A 22,855-nucleotide genomic window follows, 5' to 3' on the forward strand; every position below is an offset into this window, starting at 1 on the left:
GCCCCCATGCTAGCGATATCACCCTCAAAACTTTTGGCGCGAACTGTGCCGCTGAAAGTGCCACTCGTTGCTTCGATAAGGGCAGTTTGCCGGAACCCCGGAGGCTGTTGACTCCACCACAGCCAGGCTCATTCGGTCATATGCCGCATCAAATGTCGGATTGGGAATATAATCGTCGCCCGCCGCGCCGACAGCTCTGATGGCTGACGTTAATCCCGTTATATTGCTGTTCGCCGCCGTCAGACCGCTTTCGGTGTTCGCCACCCGACCGCTCAGAGATGTCAGAGCACTCTGATCCGCCTTTTTGTTCACATTTGTGTTGGTCGTCGACAGGTCGTTTTGCAGCTTAGTCAGAGCCGTACTCTGAGAGGTGATCGTCCCCTCCGCACTGGTCACGCGTGTTGTCAGGGCACTGATTGCTGAAGCATTTGTCGAACTTGCGATTTCATCAGTAACGTCATAAACAGCAATACTGTCGATAGCCACTACGGTCGCAGAAGGATATGCATAAAATGCAATGCGTGCATCTGTTGCGCTCTCAGGCAAAACGGAAAGATTTACCGTCAACGTTTCAAACGCACCTGTTTTTGTTACGTAAGCCTGCGTCTGCGTATAAGTGTTCGCCGTTTTCGAATTGAAAATTCGGCACAATATACCGCCTGAACCCGAGATCAACTTTGCCCGCACTTTGAAACGGAATCGACGCGAAGAGCTGACCGGAAACCATTTGGCATTATTTGCCATCAGTCCCGGATTGTTTGCATCCCCGGTATGTGTGATGACCACACCAGTTGAGCCATCCCCGCTTGTAGCTCCCCATACAATGCGGCTAGGGTTCTGCTGATTCCATGCATTTAACTGGTTTCTGAAATCATAGTTTTCGACAAGGTTCTCACCGATGTCACGAGTACTATCGAGCGAGGCTTCAAGCTGGGTAATACTACTACTCTGGCTGTCCAGCTTCCCTTCCGCGTTCGTCACTCTGCTGGTCAGAGAGTTCAGCGCCGCAGTATCCGCTTTTTTGCTGACGTTACTATTTGTGGTTGCCAGATCGTTTTGCAGTTTCGTGACTGCATTACTCTGGCTGGTGAGAGTCCCTTCAGCGCTCGTCACCCGGCTCGTTAACGCCGTGAGCGCGGAGGCATTGGCATTAGCCGTATTCTGTGCGGCGTTCGCGTCTGTGATATCCGTGATGACTACGTCATCAATATACAGCTCGTAACCAGGCGTTCCACTTCCCGTAGCGCCACGACATGAGATCCAGACAAGACCACGCGTCATCTTCGCTGGAATAGAACATGTCCCGGAGAATTTAACCCACTTGCCGCGACCGCCTAATGAAACTTCATTGATTGTTACTGCCCCATTCCATGAATTAGAGCCTGCTGAGTTCTGCGCATTTATCCCAACAATCGTTGACCAACCACTTGATGGAGCCTGGTTTGCTGGCATCATTGCCCATAGTTCGATGCGGAAGATCCCACTTTCACGAACACTAGAACGAGTACCCAGCAGCTTATCACTATTCCCACTATCGCCTGAGGGGCGGCGCGCGCATAAAGATTTTGAACCGCTAAAAGCGTAAGCGGTGGACACAGCCGCAAGACTACTATTGCCAACCTGAGCGCCTGCGGCATAACTCTCGAGCGAACCATCAAACCACGGATTACCAACCTGCGCCTGCAGTGTGCCGATACTGTTGTTTAACGATGTAAGGCTGTTGCTCTGGCTGGTGATTGTTTTCTCATGTTGAGTGACCGTGGTATTCAGGCTGCTAATAGCTCCCGCGTTTGCCGTAATGTTCACTTTATCCGTAACATCAACAAAATAGAAGTCGTCAAAATACTGCACACCCGATTTCAGCGATGAGTAGATCGCGACATCGACCACACCATCGATTGTTGCCTTCCATGTGCCGGTCAGTTCAGTCCATGACGAGCCAGTGGACAGGTTCGCCGTATTGAACGGGCGATCGTAAAACAGAGATGTCTGACCAATACGCAGTTTGTTATTGCCCTGGTCCAGCATAACCGAACCACCCAGAGCACGAGCAAACACGCCGATTTTGTAGGTGTTGCCTTTGACTACAGGAACCTTCTGAGAGATGCCCGCCAGACCCACGCCACACATCGCAATTTTGTTGCCATAGTTGGGTGACTGCGCATTGATAACAGACCCGGCGCTGCCCCACCCGGTGAAAGCGTCCTGGCCGCGCTCAAATGAGCCGTTGGAAATCAGGTTGCCGGGAATTTTGCTATCCGCTGCCAGGCTGGCCGCGGTATCACTCAGGGAGTTGTTCAGTTGTGTCAGGCTACCGCTCTGACTAGTCAGGGTCTTACCCTGTTCCGTTACGGTGTTCTGCAACGACTGCAACGTGGTCGCATCCGCCTTCTTGTTGACATTGGTGTTCGTTGTCGACAGATCGCTGGTCAGCTTCGTAATAGCGCTGTTTGTCGCCGTGATGTCCTTCCCATGCTGTGTGACCGTATTTTGCAGGGACTGAACGGCACTCTGATCCGCCTTTTTGCTCACATTCGTGTTAGTCGTTGTCAGGTCATTCTGCAGTTTGGTGATCGCGCCGCTCTGGCTGGTTAGCTTGCCTTCAGCCGTATCAACACGGCTGGTCAGGTCAGTCACTGCTGAAGCATTCGCCTTCTTCGACACGCCGGTCGATGAGAAAACATCGATTTTACGGATATAGAGACGCGCACTGGTAGCCGGTGCCCACCCGCCAACGGCAAATCGCAGATAAACAAACTGCCCCGTGAAGTTCGACGGGATGGTCAGCTCAACGCTTTTCGTCTGCCAGCTGGTCGTCACCCCACTCAGCCACGGTGATACTGAAGACAACCAGCCAATCGGATTACCTAAATCCGTTATCACGCCGACGGTATCAGACGATATGCTGTTAACCGTTTCCGATGTCCTGTACTCAAAAGACACGGTCAGAATGGTATCGGCCTCGACGGGGATACGTGTGACGTTGGCAACACGAATGGAGCCGGTGGTCGTTCTCAGGGCTTTTTCACCTGAATCGTAAGTGAATGCCGAACCGGTCCCGGAGTTCTCCCAGAACGACAGATCCACATCCATTCCGCCGTTGCTAATCAGGCTCCCTTCAGCCAGGGAGTTTTTCAGCATCGTCAGCTGGCCAGACTGAGTGGTCAGGCTTCCTTCCGTCGCGGTGACCCGGTTGGTTAAAGCCGTGACCGCGCTCGCATCGGCCTTTTTATTCACATTCGTGTTGGTCGTTGTCAGGTCGTTTTGCAGCTTTGTGATCGCCTGGCTCTGGCTGGTCAGCGTTTTATCCTGCTGGCTGACGCTGGACTGCAGGCCGGTAATGGCACTGCTGTTTGCCGCCACGCCCGATTCGGCTTTCCCCACGCGGTTCGTCAGCGAGGTCAGCGAACTGCCCTGGGAAGTGATCGTGGTGCCCTGTTGTTCCACTTTTTGCGTCAGTGACTGAAGGGCGCTGGCGTCAGCTTTTTTCCCGAGCGTGGTTTCCAGCCCGCTGATTTTGCTGGCCTGTGCGCCCTGCGCAGTCGACAGGGAACTCAGCTCCTCTGCCACGGTTGATTTATTGTCGTTGAACTGCGTCTGGAGGGACTCCCGCGCCACGACTTCAGCCCGGTCGGCGGTGATCCGTGCGTTCATTTCCTGATACAGCAGGCCGGAGCGTAAATCGCTCAGGCTGTTACTATCTGTCGTTCCCCTAATCTGCGCCGCCAGGGTGGAGCGTTTCAGCACCTCCGCTTCATCGGCCTGGGTCCGGGCCATCTCCTCATTGCGTAACGCCGCCGTACTCGCCGCCGGTGCCGGTCGTCCGACCGATATCCAGTGGATCAGGAAATAGTTGTCCGCATTCTGCCCCGGGGCCAGATCGAGACGAAAACGGCGGACCGTGCCAGACGCATTCCAGTTCACATCGGAGATGGCCACCACGCTGATATCATCGCCGTCAAACTCCTGCTCCGCGATGTTCACCGAGCGGGCATCACTCCAGCCGGTTTCCTCTGCACCAATCCAGTAAAGCCGACCTTTCCAGACCGGGTTACCCACGCGTTTAATACGCAACATGATGGTGCGATAAGAGGAGGACGGGATTTTTTGTCCGTTGGGTGAGCGGCAGGATGAGCTACTGTTCGACGCTTTCAGCCAGCCGTCATCCGTGATTTGCATCGGTACCTGACCGGCATCGTCCTCGGTCCACCCTTCGTTGTCTTTATCGAAGTACCAGATGTTGAACGAATCAAACTGTTGGCCACTACCGGCGGAAATTTCAGAAATCTGACGGGCCAGTGACTCGTCGCCATCCTGAATAATGGTCTGCAGGGTATCAATGGCGGCGACGCGCTCAATTTTTTCATTCAGCAGCTGGTCTGCTGCCTGCGCGGCTTTCGCGTTGACGTCTGCTATACGGTCGGCGGTCTCCTGTTTTACCGCTTTGTCCCAGCCCGTATTCGCCTGGGCAATGGACTGTTTCAGGCTGTTTTCAACCGTCTGCAGCTGGGATTTTAACGCGGCATCCCCCTCGGTCAGGGTTTTGTTGACGTCAGTTATCTGCTGGTCAATGGACGTATTAATATCAGTCACAGCATCAGTAATACTCTTGTTCACTGCCGAGATATTGTCACTGAGCGTCTGATTGACGAGATCGATATTCTCCGTTATCGACTTGTTGACCGAGTCTATCTGCCCGTCAACCTGTTTACCGATCTCCGCAACGGTCTCATCAAGACTCTGGTTAATATCAGTAACCTGCTGTGCAACTCCATCACGAATAGCATCAGCGGCTTTCGTCAGCTCTTCGTGAGCCTCTCCGATATCCCGCTGAACTTCCTGCCAGGCAGGTGTATCCTTAATAGCATCCGTCAACTGGTCGTAATATTCGCTAATATTATCGCTGGCCTGCCCCTGAACCCAACTTGTCCAGGGGCTTTCGTTACCCAAGCGATCGACAATACGCACCCGGTACCAGAACGTTGCGGCAATCTGCAGACCCATCTGCTGATACGTTTTGCCCGGATACGCCACGTCAGACAGCGCCATCGCCCCGCTGCCGTTTGGATTAGGGCTATACTGCAACTCCGTTTTCTGGGTATCACCGGCACCGTCCGGAAACCCCCAATTCAGTTCAACACCATGCATCAGCGATGTGGTTGTCAGGGCGATCGGCGCAGAAGGCATACCGATCTTTCCGGTCAGCATTTTCTCTTCAGAATACGACCAGCCGCTGGAAACTTCAGCCGCATTAATAGCGCGCACTCGCACGGTATAGCGCCCGGCGTAAATACCTACAACATCAAACGATGACGCGGAACTGCGAGGAATATTAACCCAGTTGCCTTCATTGCGGCGCCACTGCGCTTCGTAGGAAATGGCGTTTTTTACCGCAGACCAATGAACCTGCAGCGTTTCAACACTCATCCCCTGATTAACCACCGAATAGGACTCAACGACGATATTAGCTGGCGCACTTTGATTTCCCGGGGGAATAACGCTGATCGGTCGACTGTCGATAACCGCGCCGGTATCAATCCTCGCATATTTATCAGGATCGTGAGCGGCTGCGGAAATAGTGAATGTACTATCGTTATTATCTTTAACACTCACAACCCGATATTGCTGAACCTTCAGAGAGTCAGATTCTACAGCCCAAACGCATTCTGTTTCCGGTACTTCAGTATATTCGGTAGTAACGGTGACAATATACCCATCGACATCCTGAATAGTCCGGCTTTGCGTCACGCCTGACGGCAGGTTCATCAACAGCCTATCGCCAGTTTTTGCTTCCGTTTTACGATCGAGCGTAATGACGCAGCCATCCACTTTACTAGTGCGGCCCCCGTTGAATTTACCCGCCAACATTTCGTCCGCCACCGCAATGACATAACCGGGTTGCGGAATATTGCCGTCGAGTCCGACGGAGAACGTCACTACGCGATCTTTATTGTTGGTCAGGATCCCCCAGCGCCCTTTACGGTTAGCTTCCGACTGACGGGTACAGCCAATCGCCGTCAGTTCAAGCTGATTGAAGCCATAGCGAGCCACCAGCGGCTGCTCAAAAACCGGCTCCATCGCATCAGCATATTCGTTCTCAGGATCGGACCAGGAAACCAGCGCGTTGGTATAGCGCGTTTTGCTACTGCTGCTGGCATATTGAAAACGACCATTAATCACGTTAGCTCTGGTGTAGGTGTAGTCAATATCGCGAGGCATATCCGCCAACGCTATCACCTGATCGCCACTCCAGCAGGTCATGCCGCGGAAAATAGCTGCAAAATCACGTAACACCGTGTAGGCATCATTGCGATCCTGAATATAGACGTTACAAAGATAGCGTGGCTCGGTGCCATCACCGCCCTTACCGTCAGGCACAGGTTCGTCGCAATAACGGGCAACCTGATACAACGTCCATTTATCGATATTTTCTGAGGTAAGACGATTTCCCAGACCAAAACGATCGGTAACGATCAGATCGTAAAAAATCCATGCGGGGTTATCTGTCCATGCCCATTTAAACGCGCCCGTCCAGATGCCCGAATATTGTCGGGTTTCCGGGTCGTAATTGTCAGGAACGCGAATAACGCGCCCGCGAGGACTACAGGCAATTTTGGGGATAGAACCATTGAACTGACGGGAATCAAATTCAACGTAAAGCAGGGCCGTATTGGGATAACGTAATTTTGCGTCGAGAATCTCAGCATAGCTTTGCAACGTCATGACATCGCCAATTTTTGAGGTACTGACGTCTTCTGTGACCTTACGCAGGCGCAAAACCCAGCCCGTATTAGCCCGAGGTAAATCAATTCGATGGCATCGTTCATAACCGGAAGAGGTTTTGCCGGTAACCGCGCTTTCCAGTACCGTTTGCCAGGTGCCTCCGTCAGTTTGCAAATCGACAGCGTAGCTCACGGAGTTACCCATCAGATCGCCGTTATCTTCTTGTTTAAATAAAGATGGCCATTTTAAGCGCAGACGCACGGCAGAAAGCTGAGTATTACTAAAAGAATGGGTCCAGGCCGTTTTACTGGATATTTCCGTACCTACGTTAATTTCATTTTCTGAACCAGGGATCCCCTGAATATAATTCTGTGCCTGAGTACCAGAGCGAAATTCCCATACCACACCGCTAAAATTTTGTGAACCGTCGGAATTTTCCAGCGGCGTTCCATCAAGGTAAATATCCTTTGCGGTAAGTGCGCCAGCAAACTCGCCCTCGCCCAACGCCATAAGAATTTTGGCTTTTGCTACGGATTGTAAATCATCTGGCTGTTCCGTTGGGGTACGCGGACTCGAACTCCCGCCCTTGCGCCCTTTAATGAGGTGCTGTGTCATAGATATTATGTCCATAAAAAAACCACCTAAAGGTGGCCAGGAAAGAGAGAGGTTTTATATTTTACTGCTGGTCTTCTACATAAATCCCAGCGGTAATAATTGCACCGCCGATAAGCCGCTTGCCGTATAACAGCGGCACCGGATATCCCTGCGCAGTGGTATTTGTCACACCACCGAAGGCGTAAGAGGCTTTATTTTCAGGGGATTGTTGGCTGGCTAATCCGGGAACCTGAGGTGAGAGCATCTGAAGAACGCCGCCAAGTGCCATTGAAGCCCCCAGCATTGCGACGCTACCCCAACCGGAGCCAGCAGCAATGGCAGCAAATATGCCTCCAGCGCCCATTGTCGCGATTGAAGCGATCGCAATCAAAGCCACACCTAATATCGTTTGTAATACACCAGCTTTTTTACTACCAATAACCACGGGAACAATCCGTACTACGTTATCATTTATTGGGAAAGGTACATCATCTTCTCTAATATTCTCCTTTCCTTTAAATACTGCATATGTTAAGCCCATTGCCTTACTGTTGTTCATGAATTTCTCAAATCCATTTATAGTACAACATAAGGCGCGTATCGCTTCGGAGGTTGTCGCTACCATCCGACAATGCGATTTCCCGAACTTTTTACCCAAAATGCCGCTCAGTTCGATCCTGACCATACGTTCTTGCATAGATACTCCCTCTGTCTGTAGTTTTAGCTTTGCGTTATTAAAAATAAAAACATAAATCTCATCCCACCATGAATATAATAAACATTATATATGCAATTTCATATATGCTAGCATTGAGCATGAAAATCATCTCTAACCCACCAATTCTAAGATCAGATATTAATTAAATAAACAGGCATGCTATGATTTAAAATAAAAGAGGCATTCACAACTCATTATCGCTACTCAAGCATTCAACCCGATCTGTTATAACGCAAAACCTTCACCGTTCTTTCCTGCCAGTATCCACCGTAAGGTACCCGCTGACTCAAGTGACCATACAGATGATGTAGTAGCATATTATCCTCCAGCAGAATACCTGCGTGATTCCACTTATTCGCCTGCACCTGCATGATAATCATATCACCGGGTTGCAGCGGGCCAGAAAACTCGCGAAATCCGCATTCATACCAGCAATCATGGTAAAAGTTATCAGGGTAATCATCTTCCCACCACGGATAATCCACCCGGTAGTCCGTCAACTCAACACCATGCTGCTGGCGAAAATAACTCATTACCAGCCCCCAGCAATCATAGTGACCAAGAACAAACGGGCGCTCCAGTAGCGGCAGTTCCCCCCGAGGATAAATCGTGCGGAAATCGCCTTCCGGCCAGCTAAAGATATGCCAAGGTAACAACATCGCGTCACACTGAGCCTTATCCAATTCGCTTGGCTGGGTCGTAGCATCAGGGTGGCTGTGCACAATCCCCGTGACGGTACCCCAATCCTCTGTCTGAGCATAATCCTCCGGCGCAAGGACAAAATGCTCTTGTGGATCGTCAGCAATATTACGGCAAGGAAAATAGCGTTCTACTCTTCCTCTTTGCGCAATCGCACCGCAGCACTCACGAGGATACTCCTGCCGGGCATGCTCCTTAATAGCCCTGATAACCTTCTGGCGCATATTAACTCCGAATTAAAGACGTGCCGGGGAAACCTCCAAAAGGTAGCTCGTTGTCTTCACCAAAGCGTAATTTACAGGCTGATAAAGTACCGTTGCAGACATCCAGCGCCGGGTCGGTAACAGATATATTATTTTTATCAAAATATCGCTGACCGGTATAATCACAGCCATCACCACTGCGGTATTTGTTTCTGATACACCAGGTACAGATAGAATGTAGCTGGCGAGTTGGGATCATGATCCCTTGCAAATCCATTGGGCTGGCAAGAGTGAACTCAATCGCTTCATTCGTTTCTTCACTTTTGGCATCAATAAAAAAGACCTTTCTTTTTTCCTGCGTGGGATCGGCAGCCGCATTCCCCTCAGGAAAATTACGTGCATCAAGATATTTTGCCAAAGTATCGTGTACCGTAACCTTCGCCTGAACCAGATCATCGTAATAAAGACACAGAGCAGTAATTGAGGCATCAATATTTGCGACCTTAAGCGATGGCTGCGCGTCCCGACCGCTGGTGGTAGACTCAATACCTTCAATAATACAAGGCCATGGCATATATTCATTTCCTTGCCACCAAATGGGTTTGGCAGGTAAACGAGACTCATCGCCGCCCGCAGCCAGAATTTCGGACTCACTATGAGCGATACTGTGTCCGTGAAAATATAAGACGTCATCCATTCCAAAGACGCTACCATCAATCTCCAGCAAGCGTATTTCATTCCCTGGTTCAAGTTTTTGATAATCAGCTGTAATCATGGTGCATATGCCTGGTTAAATGTGGCGGTTACCGTCATGACCTGACTTGATAACGGTGAAAGCTTTAATGAGTCGGGGCTGACGCGATAAAGTCCAGATTCACCCGTTGGTGAATCCCAGATAAACGACTTCGTTACATGGCGGCGCATAAACTCGAGTACCGCTAATATCTCTTCCTTTTCGCCAGTTAATGTCACCGGCCAGGTTTGTTTTTCAGAATGAATACCATCGCCCACGATCTGCTGGTAGCCATCACCAAAACTAGCCTCACGGACGTTAAAATTAAAATCTCCTTGCAAACCCGCTTGTATTTGCGTTCGCCAGGTAAAAGTTTCTATTGCCATATCATCTCCGGGAATCAAAAAATTAACGCGCGTGATTTGCATTCCAAATAAGGCCACCCGGCCTCAATTCATTCGCCACGCCAGCACGAACTGAACGGTCGATAGTCTGCTGCCAGGCGCGATTCACCGCGCCATTATTGTCAGTCGATTGCGGTTCTGAACTCTGATTCTGAATAAGTACTGAGGTCTGAATAGTAAGTGGCCCAGCACCAGAAGAACCCAGTCCCTGCATCGATGCCGTTCCCACATAACCGCCGCCCGCATACCCCTGCGCACCGCGCATCATGGCGTATAGGTTGCCAATCCCTATCGCCGAGGTCGCCTCTTTGGTAAAAACAAATTCGCCGCCATGAACAATCCCTCTTGGCTCATATTTACCACCGTCTCCGGTATATCCGCCCCCGGAACGACCCGTTAAAACATTACCAATGGATGCTACCCAGCCGATGCCGGAATTCGACATCGCGTTAAAGGAAGCCTGCATGGCTTTTACCAACAATAATTGGCTAAGCATCTTCAGAGTCCCTTTCAGAAAGGTCATCAGGAAATCACTAAAATTCGCCTTTCCTGTGGTTATATATTCCACCAGCGAGTTTCCCATTGAGCTAAAAGCGTCTTTAGCTAAATCCTTAAGCTTGCCATGAACGTTTTCTCCATCCTTAAGGAATTTATCCCATGCCTCTTTGGCTCCTGACATTAAACCGCCGAGCCAATCACTCTTACCCACATCTTTCTTACTATTTCCGGAATTATCTTCTCTCTCTGTGCCCGGTAGGAAAGGTATTAACGCATTACCCGCCGCGACTTTTGGAATACTGCCCATCCCTGTTAATGAATCCCAGTAACTCTTAGGTCCTGACGTGATATTGTAGGTCTCATCCTCAGATTTCTTTACCATATCCTGAAGTATTGGCCCCATTCTGGCTGGAGGAAGGGGTAACGTCTGCATTAACCTTTTCAGGCCATCCGTATGCTTTTTCTGGATATCTGTTGCAGCACGAAAAGTCTTATTAAACTCTTCACTTTTACGGCTGGCAACAGTGACTTTCTGTTGATATTGATCCAGAAGTCGGTTGCTTTTTTCCAGCTCACTGTTATTCATGCGCAGTGTTATTGTTGTATCACCCGCCATTGACTTTCTCCTGAAAGAATAAACCAGGCGATAGCCTGATTTAATTTGATTAATAAATAGAACATCCTTCCGATGAAAATCCTAACTAGTTCTGTAGTTTATTCAGGATATTCAACGCCACCCGTTCCATTATCTGAAGATCGTTTATTGCGGTTACCTCGTCAGCTACATCATAAACCCTCATGAGCCATGCTAGGACATTATAATCCAGACCGATGACCCCTCCCGGGCTGGTGCGCCACTGCGTGCTGGCCGCGCGAAAAACCACAAATGCAGGCCAGATATCAGGCCAGACGTTGATAACAACATCGTCATAGTCTTCGGCTGTCAGACCGAATGCGCTAAGCTCATCCGCTGATGGTTCAGGCGTATAGAATGCAGAGGCAACCGCAATCAGTTTTTTTCGCGATTCCCCGTCAGCTCCTGATAATAGGTGGTCATTATTGCTTTAACCGCCCCCGGATAGTTATCTATCAGTGTTGCCATATTTTCTCGCGTACAGGGTTCAGATAATGCCCAGTCGTCGACGATCTCCAGTAAAAAATCACTGGCGGTTTTCTCGTCAATATTTTCAAGTTCTGCCAGCTCTTTTATTGGCCGATGCTTAAATGTAAAATTCAGTACTCCGTCGTCTTCACCAGCACGGGGAATAATGACATCCGCTTTAAAAACAGGTTTAGGTTGTAATTTGAAGATAGCGCTCATAAGTACCCTTAAAAAAGGCTCCCGCAGGAGCCTAATCGAATTTATTTTGTGTTCTGCAGATAAGGAAAATGATTAATCTTCCGATTTGTAGAAGGTAATATCCCGCGAGTGAATGGAAAACGCGACTTGTACGGTTTCAACACTATTCACAGCCGTCACCGGTTGCGGATCAAACGACGGAACACCGGACCAATAGCGGTACTCTTTCGCATTCGGAACAAACATGCGTAGCGGTAAAATTTGGCCATAACGATCCGCCATGCTCAACACGTTGTAGATTGCTAATGAAGCATCATGGGCTAACGTGAAGGTTTGATTTTTAGCCGCCTTAAAAGTACCAATATTACGCTGGCGATCGTCTGCCAGAAACTGTACCTGTGCATACTGCTGTTCACCACCTGATTGCGCAACTTCCGTAATCTGTGGAATCTCAGTCCACTCAGTGATTTTCTGTAATTTCCCGCTACCGGCATGAGCAGGGAAAAAATTCCTGTCGCTAGAGTTAACAACCGAAATGGTTACGCTATTCGTTGTTTGCGCAGTGATTCTGGCAACTAAACCATCGATAAGTCCCCATCCCGAAGAAATAAGCACGACATCATCAACCTTAAGGTTATGATTTTCAGCAACGGTAAAAATAGCCCCTTCGGCATTAGAAACCGTACTGACTGAAACTGGATTACTCAGGCCGGAGCCAACAAAAACGGTCGAGCCATTAGGCAGAGCAAAAGCCATAATAATATCTCCATTATTGATATTTAAATTTAGAATGCACTTTATAAAAATCAGTTTGTTTAATTATGACTTATTGTTATGCATCATAATTATTACGTTTTAAAACTAAAACTATTTTCCCTGTTAATTTATTATGAGTTTTCGGAGCTGCCATTGTGCAATACGCTATCAGGGATGCGTTTTGTTACTGGTTCATTTTCAAAAATCTTCATGCCATACTGCCCAATCCACGTCGCATTTTGGTTAATATTACTAAAAATAAACTCCATAACTTCAAGCATTAACTCTTGAATTAAAGTTGCTGAGTTATCACGGCACCAACTTTCGATCGAAGTCAGAAGAGGATCGGAGCCATTAGCAATGAACTGCTCGCCAATACTATAATGCTTCGTTTTGTTTTCATCAGTAATACAATGCAGCTTACTGATTTGTAGAATCTCCGCGGATGGCCCAACAGTTTGAACAGTGAGCGTTACAATTTTATTCCCTGTTTCCTCAGCAACAGTGGATGAGTAAAACATTGAAAGAGTTAAATCATTAGATGTATACATTTATTTTCTCCAGGTGACAGTTACGGTACTAATTATAGTAGTAAAATATTTGAGTTAATCGCATTCAGAGGTTCGTCATTAAATATTACATAGCTATTCTCGCCTTCAACCAGCCATATACAAATGATTCATTGGAATCATACTTTTCAACCAGCTCCAGATAATACTGTCCCTGGCTACAATTCAGTGCTCGAAGTAATACGTTCTCTCCCTCTTTCCCTCTGCGGATAAGATAAAGACTCAACGCATTTAAGGTTCTGGGGCCAATAACTCCATCCGATATGAGATCCGGATAGAGCATTCCACGATGATTAAAAGCATTTAGCCACCGTTGAAGCCACTTGCTTGGTAATGACGGTCCCATGTTGACACCAGCATCACACAACTTTTCAGCGATAGTGGCAGATATGTCAGCAACCTGATCAAACCGGGGCGCAATCCAGTAGTCAGCATTGAGAATATCCAGCGCTCGCTGACGCGTCAGGTTTCGCATATCGCCATCATAGCCATGGGCCCGGGCGGTCACCTGAGTAATTCCCCAGTTTGTCGCCCCACCTTTATCATCCGGATGATTTACATAACCGCCCTCCTTATCCAAAATGGTTTTAAAAATGTCATCTTTGTTCATACATGCCTCATTTATACCCGTCATACTTCAAGTTGCATGTGCGTTGGCTTTCCTCGCTCACCCCAGTCACTTACCGGAGTAAGCTCCTGGGGATTCCCTGCGTCGCCGCCTTCCTGCAACTCGAATTATTTAGGGTATGTCGATTAAATGTGCAATATTCCCTTTCGCACGAAATACGGCCATAAAAACGAAAAAATTGACTACAACAACCAACCAGTGGGTCGACTCATATAAGCCGAACAAATAGCGAAACGGTATGCTGGCATAGGTAATCACGAGTAAATATGCTGTACACGATACCCATGGCCGATATCTCCTGAGCTGTGCACGGCGATAAAACATCAAATTCAGGGTAATAAAAGCGCAGAGAACTGAATTAACTAGCGCAGGAAGGTCATTTTCCATTCGTACGCTCATTATTATGCCGGGTTAATATTTTGTACAAATCGGTTAGTTCTTGATTATTCAGAAACGTGAGGATCTTAATAATAAGTGCAGATATCAGCACCGCGCCCAGCGCGTCTAATGGACTTTCACTATACCCTGTCCAGGATGCCAGTTTCGTCCCGATTAACCCGGCCCCCAGGACACCAACAATAAAGGATGTCATGAAATAAGCGGCCAATCGAAAGCGGGTAATATTTACCGCAGTTGCCACATAAAATACCGCACCAGCAAAAGCCCCAAAAACAACGCCATAATCAATACCTGTTACCAACCCAAACATACCAGCTCCCATTAATCCACCAGCAACAACTAGCGATGTACCGGAAACAGGATCAGACATTTATCCTCCCTTCTTTCACTGTGAGTGATGATGATGAATACCGAAGTGCAGAATAATTTTTCATACTTACACTACGATTACCTCGCCGTTATTTTCTTTCTTTTTTGTAAACCAAGTGCATAGATCGCCCGATGGCAAAGATAATCAGCGGATTCTATATATTTATGCCCGAACTCTTGTTGATAAATAATTGCCGCTCGCTCAATTTGGCATTTGTATTCTTCACGTTGCCAGATGACATCCTGAGCAATAAATTTTATAGGCACAGCGTTATCAATAGAGTCCGGCGTATGATGTACTCCTTTGGCCTGAATCTGAGCGCGACCAGGCGTCGGTCGATGCAGAACGTCTGCAGTGAGGGTTTCAGGATTTTGCAAGTGCGAGCGACGTTCACGGCGTCGGCCTGCTGCAGAACCCTTAAACGCGGTTCGACGGGACATAACGGCCTCCTTAATGATCTTTGGTGGTACGGTCATAGCGGAGACATTGGCTTAAACGAGCCTTATTGAAAACCCCATCCCAAAGTTCATTATTTGAGGAAACTGGCTTTTCAGCCACGTAGATTCATTACTGAATCGTTGTACTCATCATCAGGATGATTGAGGTAAATCGTGTTGATGAAATAAAGATACCTTAAGGTTACCTAAAAATAAATACCCATGGGTATTTTTTTGTATTAAAATTTGTAATTGCATGAAAATAAATGATTTTTATGCGTAACTCATTTGACGGGAGAGTTGTAAAGGAGATGGAAGAGTACAAGTGTTGCCCATGCGATGGCCTAAGCAACCCTGATAGCGGAGCCCGTGGAACATTCTCAACAGGGCTTTGACACGACGCATCTGCACGCCTGACGTGCAGATGGCTGCATTTACACGAAGCGTTTAACGCTGTGGCTATAGATAACGCGGCCGATAATTTTCAGATATTGTTCATGGCTTTCGCCAATCGTCCAGTCGGCATATTTGCTGTTATCTGAATGCACAAGCAGGCCATCGGCAGTGAACTGGAGACGTTTTACCAGCACCGCGCCTTTAAATGAGAAGACATAGATGCCGTCACCTTCGAAGTAATCTTTCGATACATCAATAAAGATGTAATCGCCAGTTTCAATCGTGCCTGACATGCTATCGCCGGATACCGTGATCACTTTGATATGCTCTGCGGGCCGGTTACCAAAAAGCCTGAGCGCGCCGACGGAGTCATAGGTGATACTGCTGACGGTTTCATCAACTTCACTTGAGACAATACAACCGGGTCCGGCACTGGCTTGTGCATCCAGAACTTCAATAACGTATTGTATCTGTGGTGAATTTTCCACTCGTTCGCTCACGCTATCAATACTCCCGGTAATACCGTCCATCCATCCACGCGGCAGATTGAATGAAGATTCAATAAGTTCGACCATCTCGTCAGCTATCCTTTTCTTTTGCTTCTTACCTTCGGGGTAGAGCATCCGTGAGACATAAGAAGGCTCCCGACCAATGGTTCGGGCCACATCAACGGCTTTTCCGCCACATAAATTATCGCGGATATAGAGCAGGCGTTGCCGCCGGGTTTCGTATTTGTCCATAGGAGCGATTTTAACGTCATTTACCATCAGATGGGCAAAATATAGCAAACACTCATAAAATTACCTACAGGTAATTATCATCAATGTCCACGCTTCATCATCTTCCTGGTGCCGAACGGAAATCGGCAACATTGCTACTTATGGAAAAATGGCGCACTCAATTTTGGTGTAGGGTGTCGTCCATACGCGAGTCTCTATGCTCAAGCTGAACTAATTTATCTAACTTATGGATTTTGTAGCGCCTGGAGATCAAAAAAGCCTGGTTCTTTGGCGTCTATACTAAAACAAGCAGTCGCAAACGGGGTAACACAGCGCTCGTCAAAAATGAATTGATAAGAATCCTGTAAGGTTGCGCTGATGTCGGGTTGCAAGAAAAACATAAGCAAATGCTCAGGGCGTGTCCTTGAGCATAAATTTTATATTTATCAAACATTAAGCAATGTGAGTATTGAATATGATCACTATCGACGGTAATGGTGCAGCCGCCTCAGTCGCGTTTCGCACCAGTGAAGTTATCGCCATCTACCCGATTACGCCCAGCTCCACGATGGCGGAACAGGCGGACGCCTGGGCTGGTAACGGGCTGAAAAACGTCTGGGGCGACGTTCCCCGCGTCGTCGAAATGCAGTCGGAAGCCGGGGCAATTGGTGCCGTACATGGGGCGCTGCAAACCGGCGCCCTCTCGACCTCTTTTACTTCATCGCAGGGTTTACTGCTGATGATCCCGACGCTGTACAAACTGGCAGGCCAACTGATGCCGTTTGTTCTGCACGTCGCTGCCCGTACTGTGGCAACCCACGCGCTCTCTATCTTCGGCGATCACTCTGATGTGATGGCAGTGCGCCAGACCGGCTGCGCGATGCTCTGCGCCAGCAGCGTCCAGGAAGCGCAAGATTTTGCCCTGATTTCGCATATCGCCACACTGCAAAGCCGGGTACCATTTATTCATTTCTTCGATGGTTTTCGCACCTCGCACGAAATCAATAAAATCGCCCCGCTTGCCGACGATACCCTTCGTAGCCTGCTGCCGCAGGATAAAATTGACGAACATCGCCAGCGCGCGCTGAATCCGGAACATCCAGTGATCCGCGGTACCTCCGCCAACCCGGATACTTACTTCCAATCCCGCGAAGCAACTAACCCGTGGTACGACGCGGTCTACGATCATGTCGAAACCGCCATGAACGATTTCGCCGCCGCCACCGGACGCCAGTACAAGCCGTTTGAGTTCTACGGCCATCCGCAGGCAGAACGCGTCATTGTGATCATGGGCTCAGCCATTGGTACCTGTGAAGAAGTGGTTGAAGAACTGCTGAACCGTGGCGAAAAAGTCGGCGTGCTGAAAGTGCGTCTTTACCGCCCCTTCTCCGCCGCTCATCTGTTGGAAGCCCTGCCGGAAAGCGCCCGCGCCGTCGCAGTTCTGGACCGCACTAAAGAACCTGGGGCTCAGGCAGAACCGCTGTATCTCGACGTGATGACCGCCCTGGCGGAAGCCTTCAATCGCGGCGAGCGCGAAACTCTGCCGCGCACCATCGGCGGTCGTTATGGGCTGTCCTCCAAAGAGTTCGGCCCGGAGTGCGTACTGGCGATCTTCAACGAACTGAGCGCCGCCAAACCGAAACCGCGCTTTACCGTCGGCATCTATGACGACGTTACCAACCTTTCCCTGCCGCTGGTGGAAAATACCCTGCCGTCGGAAGCCAAGCTGGAAGCGTTGTTCTACGGACTCGGCAGCGACGGCAGCGTCTCGGCCACCAAAAATAATATCAAGATTATCGGCAACTCAACGCCGTGGTTCTCGCAGGGCTATTTCGTCTATGACTCAAAAAAAGCCGGCGGCCTGACGGTTTCACACCTGCGCGTTAGCGAGAAGCCGATTCGTTCTTCTTATCTGATTTCACAGGCGGACTTCGTCGGCTGTCATCAGCTCCAGTTTATCGACAAGTATCAGATGGTCGAACGTCTGAAGCCTGGCGGCATTTTCCTGCTCAACACACCTTACAGCGCTGATGAAGCCTGGTCTCGTCTGCCGCAGGAAGTGCAGGCGACGTTGAATCAGAAAAAAGCGCGGTTCTATATCGTCAATGCGGCAAAAATCGCCCGCGAATGCAGCCTCGGCGCGCGTATTAACACCGTTATGCAGATGGCGTTTTTCCATCTGACACAAATTCTGCCGGGCGATAGCGCGCTGGCGGAATTGCAGGGCGCTATCGCCAAAAGCTACAGCAGCAAAGGTCAGGAACTGGTCGAACGCAACTGGCAGGCGCTGGCGATGGCCCGCGAGTCGCTGGCGGAAGTGCCGTTACAGCCGGTCGATGGCAACAGCCCGAATCGCCCGCCTGTGGTGTCCGATGCCGCGCCAGACTTTGTCAAAACGGTGACCGCCGCGATGCTGGCCGGACTCGGCGATGCGCTGCCGGTTTCCGCTCTACCACCGGATGGCACCTGGCCGATGGGCACTACACGTTGGGAAAAACGCAACATCGCCGAAGAGATCCCGATCTGGAAAGAGGAGCTTTGTACTCAGTGTAACCACTGTGTCGCCGCCTGCCCGCACTCGGCTATTCGCGCTAAAGTTATCTCCCCGGAAGCGATGGAAAACGCTCCGGCCAGCCTGCACTCTCTGGATGTGAAGTCCCGCGATATGCGCGGGCAGAAATATGTATTGCAGGTGGCGCCGGAAGATTGCACCGGTTGTAATCTGTGCGTCGAAGTGTGCCCGGCGAAAGACCGGCAAAATCCGGAAATCAAGGCCATCAATATGATGTCGCGCCTTGAGCATGTTGAAGAAGAGAAAGTGAACTATGACTACTTCCTCAATCTGCCGGAAATTGACCGCAGCAAGCTGGAACGTATTGATATCCGAACGTCGCAGCTGATTAGCCCGCTGTTCGAATACTCCGGGGCCTGTTCCGGCTGCGGCGAAACGCCGTATATCAAACTGCTGACTCAGCTGTACGGCGATAGAATGTTAATCGCCAACGCTACGGGCTGTTCATCTATTTATGGCGGCAACCTGCCTTCCACACCCTACACCACCGATGCCAACGGTCGCGGCCCGGCGTGGGCCAACTCGTTGTTCGAGGATAACGCCGAATTTGGCTTAGGCTTCCGCCTTACCGTCGATCAGCATCGTCAGCGCGTTATGCGTCTGCTGTCAGAGTTTTCCGGTAAGCTTCCGGCAGAGCTGAACGACGCGCTGCATGCAGAAGCTACGCCTGAGGTGCGCCGTGAACAGGTTGCCGAACTGCGTAAGGTTCTGGCAAATGAAGAGGGTGCGAAGGAACTGTTAACAGACGCCGATGCGCTGGTAGAGAAATCCATCTGGCTGATCGGCGGCGACGGCTGGGCCTATGATATCGGCTTTGGCGGTCTTGACCACGTGCTGAGCCTGACCGAAAACGTCAATATTCTGGTGCTCGATACCCAATGCTACTCCAATACCGGCGGCCAGGCCTCGAAGGCTACCCCACTGGGCGCGGTCACTAAGTTTGGTGAGCACGGTAAGCGCAAATCGCGTAAAGATCTCGGCGTGAGCATGATGATGTACGGCCATGTGTACGTCGCGCAGATTTCACTGGGTGCTCAGCTTAACCAGACGGTGAAAGCGATTCAGGAAGCAGAGGCTTATCCGGGACCGTCGCTGATTATCGCCTACAGTCCTTGCGAGGAGCACGGTTACGATCTGGCCCTGAGTCACGACCAGATGCGCCAGTTGACCGCAACCGGATTCTGGCCGCTGTACCGCTTTGATCCGCGTCGTGCTGATGAGGGTAAACTTCCGCTGGCGCTTGACTCCCGTCCACCGTCAGATGCGTTAGCAGAAACGTTGCTTAACGAGCAGCGCTTCCGTCGCCTGAATGCACAGCAGCCGGAAGTGGCGGAGCAGTTGTGGAAGGATGCAACAAAAGATCTGCAAAAACGCTACGACTTCCTCGCGCAGCTGGCCGGTAAGGCGGAAAAGCCAGCGACGGAAAGTTAAACCGCGGACGTTTTTTCAGCATATAAAAAAAGCCCGAATATCAATTCGGGCTTGTCATTTAACCGACCAATAAAAACCATTCTCAGGAACGGACGGCAGCAAAAAAATTTTTGGATGACAATAAAGGCATATAACGGGCGGATAATACGACATTAATATTGACGTGTATAATTTTTATTTTATATACTTTCAGTGAAAGTATTCACTATAATTATCATCATTTCATTCGTATTATTTGTTTTAGATTTTACTTATATCGTAACAATTGATACTTACCATATATTAATTCGCTCCTTTAGCATGAGTTCACTTCCCTTGAGGAAGCTAAAACAAAAACAGCTAAAGGATTGTCTAAATGAAAAGAAAAGTACTGGCCCTCGTTATCCCGGCATTATTAGCTGCTGGCGCTGCTCATTCCGCTGAGATTTATAATAAAGACGGAAATAAACTAGACCTCTATGGCAAGGTAGACGGTCTGCATTATTTCTCTGATGACTCTTCTAAAAATGGCGATCAGTCTTACGTTCGTCTTGGCTTCAAAGGCGAAACCCAGATTAACGATCAACTGACCGGTTACGGCCAGTGGGAATACAACGTCCAGGCGAACAACACCGAAGGGGCTGACAACCAGTCCTGGACCCGTCTGGCGTTTGCTGGTCTGAAATTCGCTAACTACGGTTCATTCGATTACGGCCGTAACTATGGCGTGCTGTACGACGTAGAAGGTTGGACCGATATGCTGCCAGAGTTCGGTGGCGACTCCTACTCTCAGGCTGACAACTTCATGGCTGGCCGCGCCAACGGCGTAGCAACCTACCGTAACAATGACTTCTTCGGTCTGGTTAACGGTCTGAACTTCGCCCTGCAGTATCAGGGTAAAAATGAAAACGCCGGTAGCGGCGAAGGCACCAACAACGGCGACCGCAGCGTGCGCAACGCGAATGGCGACGGCTTTGGTCTGTCTACTTCTTATGATTTCGGTATGGGTATTAGCGCCGCTGCCGCTTACACCTCTTCTGATCGTACCAACGATCAGATGACCCAGACCACTGCCGGAGGCGACAAAGCTGAAGCATGGACGACTGGCCTGAAATATGATGCCAACAACATCTATCTGGCAACCATGTATTCAGAAACTCGCAACATGACTCCGTACGGCAACGGTAACGGCGTCGCGAACAAAACGCAGAACTTTGAAGTGACCGCTCAGTATCAGTTCGACTTCGGTCTGCGCCCGGCAGTTTCTTTCCTGATGTCTAAAGGTAAAGACCTGAGCAATACCGATGGCGACAAAGACCTGGTGAAATATGCTGATATCGGCGCAACCTATTACTTCAACCGTAATATGTCTACCTACGTTGATTACAAAATCAACCTGCTGGACGAAGACGACAGCTTCTATTCTAACAGAGGCATCTCTACTGATGACGTTGTAGCATTGGGCCTGGTTTACCAGTTCTAATGTTAAGGCCCGCCGGTAACGGCGGGCTCTCTCCTTCTCTTACCCCTCCAACAGCCTCAGTCAAATCAAAACAATATATCTAATGCCTTAAAATAGTCGTCCGATGAATGATATATTGCTATCAAGAACTGCCGTAGCCGTAGAGGACGCCCGTTATGAATCATCAGCCCGTAAAATCTTCCCGAATCACCTCCGTCGCCTACGACGAGTCCTCTGGCATTCTTGAAATACGCTTTCGCGATAACCAAACGCTGCAGTATATCGGTGTCCCGCCGCGTATTTACCGTAATTTCCTGCAAGTTGTTTCTAAAGGTCGTTTTTACGATGGCGTCATCAAAGGTAAATTTACCGAACGCCGCTGCACCTGATAGTAAAAGTGTGATTGTGGTCAATGTACAATAATCGCCTGGATGGCCTACACTTTTAGTGGTTACTTAAACAGGAGGTTTTATGAACAGAATGATTCTTGTGCCCATCGATATTTCCGATACAGAATTAACTGACCGCGTTATCAAGCATGTTGAAGCAGAAGCCAGAATCGATGATGCCGAGGTGCATTTCCTGACCGTCATTCCCTCCCTGCCCTATTACGCTTCGCTGGGAATGGCCTACACCGCTGAGCTACCTGCGATGGATGACCTGAAAGCGGAATCTGAATCGCGGCTGAAGGAAATTGTGAGTAAGTTTAATATCCCGGAAGACCGCATCCATTTCCACATTACGGAAGGTTCGCCGAAGGATAAAATCCTCGCGATGGCGAAATCGCTACCCGCAGACCTGGTGATTATCTCTTCGCACCGTCCCGATATTACCACCTATCTGCTGGGCTCTAACGCCGCCGCCGTCGTGCGCCATGCCGAGTGTTCGGTGCTGGTCGTGCGTTAACCCTCTTAGCCCGCCATCGTGCGGGCTTTTTGTCTTTATTTCGCACCCTAAGCCGTGAATTATCGTTATACCCGTCATACTTCAAGTTGCTTATGTGTTGGCTGCGTATTACTCGGCCCATCCATGGGCCTCGCCCTTACGGGCCGTCGCAAGCGACGTTCAAATCTGCTCCCGGCAGATTTGTCGCTCACCCCGGTCACATAGTTATCTATGCTCCCGGGGACTCACTCCCTTGCCGCCTTTAAGCAACTCGAATTATTTAGGGTATATATCGGCTGATATTATGACTATTTTTAACGTGCTATTAAATTTAGTAAGTTGTTACTTTCTCTTTTTGCTGTATAAAATCCCTCTCCCCA

General features: G+C 49.4%; 19 protein-coding genes. 4 read left to right on the top strand and 15 right to left on the bottom strand.

Features of this window, described 5'->3' with window-relative positions:
• Positions 1-24: 24 nt before the first annotated feature.
• The 15 genes from gpJ to AC07P6_RS17315 all read right to left on the bottom strand — a co-directional run bounded on the left by gpJ (position 25) and on the right by AC07P6_RS17315 (position 16,167).
• Complete coding sequence (gpJ, locus tag AC07P6_RS17245; protein WP_478313888.1) at positions 25-7,338, bottom strand: TipJ family phage tail tip protein; 7,314 nt, start codon at positions 7,336-7,338, stop codon at positions 25-27.
• A gap of 61 nt (positions 7,339-7,399) precedes the next feature.
• Positions 7,400-8,014 carry a tail assembly protein gene (locus tag AC07P6_RS17250; RefSeq protein WP_478313890.1) on the bottom strand — a complete coding sequence of 205 codons (615 nt, stop codon included), beginning with the start codon at positions 8,012-8,014 and terminating at the stop codon, positions 7,400-7,402.
• 233 nt (positions 8,015-8,247) lie between these two features.
• On the bottom strand, positions 8,248-8,958 hold the full coding sequence (locus AC07P6_RS17255; protein WP_478313892.1) for a C40 family peptidase: 711 nt from the start codon (positions 8,956-8,958) through the stop codon (positions 8,248-8,250).
• A 1-nt stretch (position 8,959) separates the two neighbouring features.
• Positions 8,960-9,712: a phage minor tail protein L gene (locus AC07P6_RS17260; RefSeq protein ID WP_478313894.1), complete on the bottom strand. Its 753-nt coding sequence runs from the start codon at positions 9,710-9,712 to the stop codon at positions 8,960-8,962.
• Complete coding sequence (locus AC07P6_RS17265; protein ID WP_139538042.1) at positions 9,709-10,056, bottom strand: phage tail protein; 348 nt, start codon at positions 10,054-10,056, stop codon at positions 9,709-9,711. Before AC07P6_RS17265 ends, AC07P6_RS17260 begins: the two co-directional genes overlap by 4 nt.
• A 22-nt stretch (positions 10,057-10,078) precedes the next feature.
• Positions 10,079-11,188: a phage tail tape measure protein gene (locus AC07P6_RS17270; RefSeq protein ID WP_478313896.1), complete on the bottom strand. Its 1,110-nt coding sequence runs from the start codon at positions 11,186-11,188 to the stop codon at positions 10,079-10,081.
• Between the two features lie 85 nt (positions 11,189-11,273).
• Complete coding sequence (locus tag AC07P6_RS17275) at positions 11,274-11,585, bottom strand: DUF1799 domain-containing protein (protein WP_328592369.1); 312 nt, start codon at positions 11,583-11,585, stop codon at positions 11,274-11,276.
• Complete coding sequence (locus tag AC07P6_RS17280) at positions 11,582-11,893, bottom strand: phage tail assembly chaperone (RefSeq protein ID WP_434659072.1); 312 nt, start codon at positions 11,891-11,893, stop codon at positions 11,582-11,584. The genes AC07P6_RS17275 and AC07P6_RS17280 overlap by 4 nt, the downstream gene beginning before the upstream one ends.
• A gap of 72 nt (positions 11,894-11,965) precedes the next feature.
• A complete protein-coding gene (locus tag AC07P6_RS17285) occupies positions 11,966-12,628 on the bottom strand; it encodes a phage tail protein (protein WP_110273427.1) in 663 nt (220 codons plus the stop codon).
• 131 nt (positions 12,629-12,759) lie between these two features.
• Entirely contained in the window at positions 12,760-13,179 is a 420-nt protein-coding gene (locus tag AC07P6_RS17290) for a hypothetical protein (protein WP_478313898.1), read from the bottom strand.
• An 85-nt stretch (positions 13,180-13,264) separates the two neighbouring features.
• On the bottom strand, positions 13,265-13,807 hold the full coding sequence (locus AC07P6_RS17295; RefSeq protein WP_478313900.1) for a glycoside hydrolase family 108 protein: 543 nt from the start codon (positions 13,805-13,807) through the stop codon (positions 13,265-13,267).
• A 129-nt stretch (positions 13,808-13,936) separates the two neighbouring features.
• Entirely contained in the window at positions 13,937-14,212 is a 276-nt protein-coding gene (locus tag AC07P6_RS17300) for a phage holin family protein (protein WP_434659074.1), read from the bottom strand.
• Entirely contained in the window at positions 14,202-14,594 is a 393-nt protein-coding gene (locus AC07P6_RS17305; RefSeq protein WP_478313902.1) for a phage holin family protein, read from the bottom strand. The genes AC07P6_RS17300 and AC07P6_RS17305 overlap by 11 nt, the downstream gene beginning before the upstream one ends.
• Positions 14,595-14,671: 77 nt before the next feature.
• Positions 14,672-15,034: a transcriptional antitermination N peptide gene (locus tag AC07P6_RS17310; protein WP_478313904.1), complete on the bottom strand. Its 363-nt coding sequence runs from the start codon at positions 15,032-15,034 to the stop codon at positions 14,672-14,674.
• Between the two features lie 431 nt (positions 15,035-15,465).
• Complete coding sequence (locus tag AC07P6_RS17315) at positions 15,466-16,167, bottom strand: S24 family peptidase (RefSeq protein ID WP_434659075.1); 702 nt, start codon at positions 16,165-16,167, stop codon at positions 15,466-15,468.
• A 454-nt stretch (positions 16,168-16,621) separates the two neighbouring features.
• Here AC07P6_RS17315 and nifJ point away from each other — a divergent pair, with 454 nt between their 5' ends.
• The 4 genes from nifJ to uspF all read left to right on the top strand — a co-directional run bounded on the left by nifJ (position 16,622) and on the right by uspF (position 22,496).
• Positions 16,622-20,149 (top strand): pyruvate:ferredoxin (flavodoxin) oxidoreductase, encoded by a 3,528-nt coding sequence (gene nifJ, locus AC07P6_RS17320; protein WP_478313906.1) that lies wholly within the window; start codon positions 16,622-16,624, stop codon positions 20,147-20,149.
• A 355-nt stretch (positions 20,150-20,504) separates the two neighbouring features.
• Positions 20,505-21,611, top strand: a complete 1,107-nt coding sequence (gene ompC / locus AC07P6_RS17325; protein ID WP_434659077.1) for a porin OmpC — start codon at positions 20,505-20,507, stop codon at positions 21,609-21,611.
• A 155-nt stretch (positions 21,612-21,766) separates the two neighbouring features.
• The gene (locus tag AC07P6_RS17330; protein WP_182238234.1) at positions 21,767-21,979 is read left to right on the top strand and encodes a KTSC domain-containing protein; all 213 of its coding nucleotides are present in this window, start codon (positions 21,767-21,769) and stop codon (positions 21,977-21,979) included.
• Positions 21,980-22,061: 82 nt separating this feature from the next.
• The gene (gene uspF, locus AC07P6_RS17335) at positions 22,062-22,496 is read left to right on the top strand and encodes a universal stress protein UspF (protein WP_110273437.1); all 435 of its coding nucleotides are present in this window, start codon (positions 22,062-22,064) and stop codon (positions 22,494-22,496) included.
• Positions 22,497-22,855 lie beyond the last annotated feature (359 nt).

The sequence above is a fragment of the Klebsiella sp. GFKo11 genome (genome assembly GCF_056490265.1).

What these genes read in the sequence shown, in the direction of transcription:
- gpJ (WP_478313888.1), bottom strand. Translation starts at nt 7,338, where the DNA reads ATGACACAGCACCTCATTAAAGGGCGCAAGGGCGGGAGTTCGAGTCCG.
- AC07P6_RS17250 (WP_478313890.1), bottom strand. Translation starts at nt 8,014, where the DNA reads ATGCAAGAACGTATGGTCAGGATCGAACTGAGCGGCATTTTGGGTAAA.
- AC07P6_RS17255 (WP_478313892.1), bottom strand. Translation starts at nt 8,958, where the DNA reads ATGCGCCAGAAGGTTATCAGGGCTATTAAGGAGCATGCCCGGCAGGAG.
- AC07P6_RS17260 (WP_478313894.1), bottom strand. Translation starts at nt 9,712, where the DNA reads ATGATTACAGCTGATTATCAAAAACTTGAACCAGGGAATGAAATACGC.
- AC07P6_RS17265 (WP_139538042.1), bottom strand. Translation starts at nt 10,056, where the DNA reads ATGGCAATAGAAACTTTTACCTGGCGAACGCAAATACAAGCGGGTTTG.
- AC07P6_RS17270 (WP_478313896.1), bottom strand. Translation starts at nt 11,188, where the DNA reads ATGGCGGGTGATACAACAATAACACTGCGCATGAATAACAGTGAGCTG.
- AC07P6_RS17280 (WP_434659072.1), bottom strand. Translation starts at nt 11,893, where the DNA reads ATGAGCGCTATCTTCAAATTACAACCTAAACCTGTTTTTAAAGCGGAT.
- AC07P6_RS17285 (WP_110273427.1), bottom strand. Translation starts at nt 12,628, where the DNA reads ATGGCTTTTGCTCTGCCTAATGGCTCGACCGTTTTTGTTGGCTCCGGC.
- AC07P6_RS17290 (WP_478313898.1), bottom strand. Translation starts at nt 13,179, where the DNA reads ATGTATACATCTAATGATTTAACTCTTTCAATGTTTTACTCATCCACT.
- AC07P6_RS17295 (WP_478313900.1), bottom strand. Translation starts at nt 13,807, where the DNA reads ATGAACAAAGATGACATTTTTAAAACCATTTTGGATAAGGAGGGCGGT.
- AC07P6_RS17300 (WP_434659074.1), bottom strand. Translation starts at nt 14,212, where the DNA reads ATGGAAAATGACCTTCCTGCGCTAGTTAATTCAGTTCTCTGCGCTTTT.
- AC07P6_RS17305 (WP_478313902.1), bottom strand. Translation starts at nt 14,594, where the DNA reads ATGTCTGATCCTGTTTCCGGTACATCGCTAGTTGTTGCTGGTGGATTA.
- AC07P6_RS17310 (WP_478313904.1), bottom strand. Translation starts at nt 15,034, where the DNA reads ATGTCCCGTCGAACCGCGTTTAAGGGTTCTGCAGCAGGCCGACGCCGT.
- AC07P6_RS17315 (WP_434659075.1), bottom strand. Translation starts at nt 16,167, where the DNA reads ATGGACAAATACGAAACCCGGCGGCAACGCCTGCTCTATATCCGCGAT.
- nifJ (WP_478313906.1), top strand. Translation starts at nt 16,622, where the DNA reads ATGATCACTATCGACGGTAATGGTGCAGCCGCCTCAGTCGCGTTTCGC.
- ompC (WP_434659077.1), top strand. Translation starts at nt 20,505, where the DNA reads ATGAAAAGAAAAGTACTGGCCCTCGTTATCCCGGCATTATTAGCTGCT.
- AC07P6_RS17330 (WP_182238234.1), top strand. Translation starts at nt 21,767, where the DNA reads ATGAATCATCAGCCCGTAAAATCTTCCCGAATCACCTCCGTCGCCTAC.
- uspF (WP_110273437.1), top strand. Translation starts at nt 22,062, where the DNA reads ATGAACAGAATGATTCTTGTGCCCATCGATATTTCCGATACAGAATTA.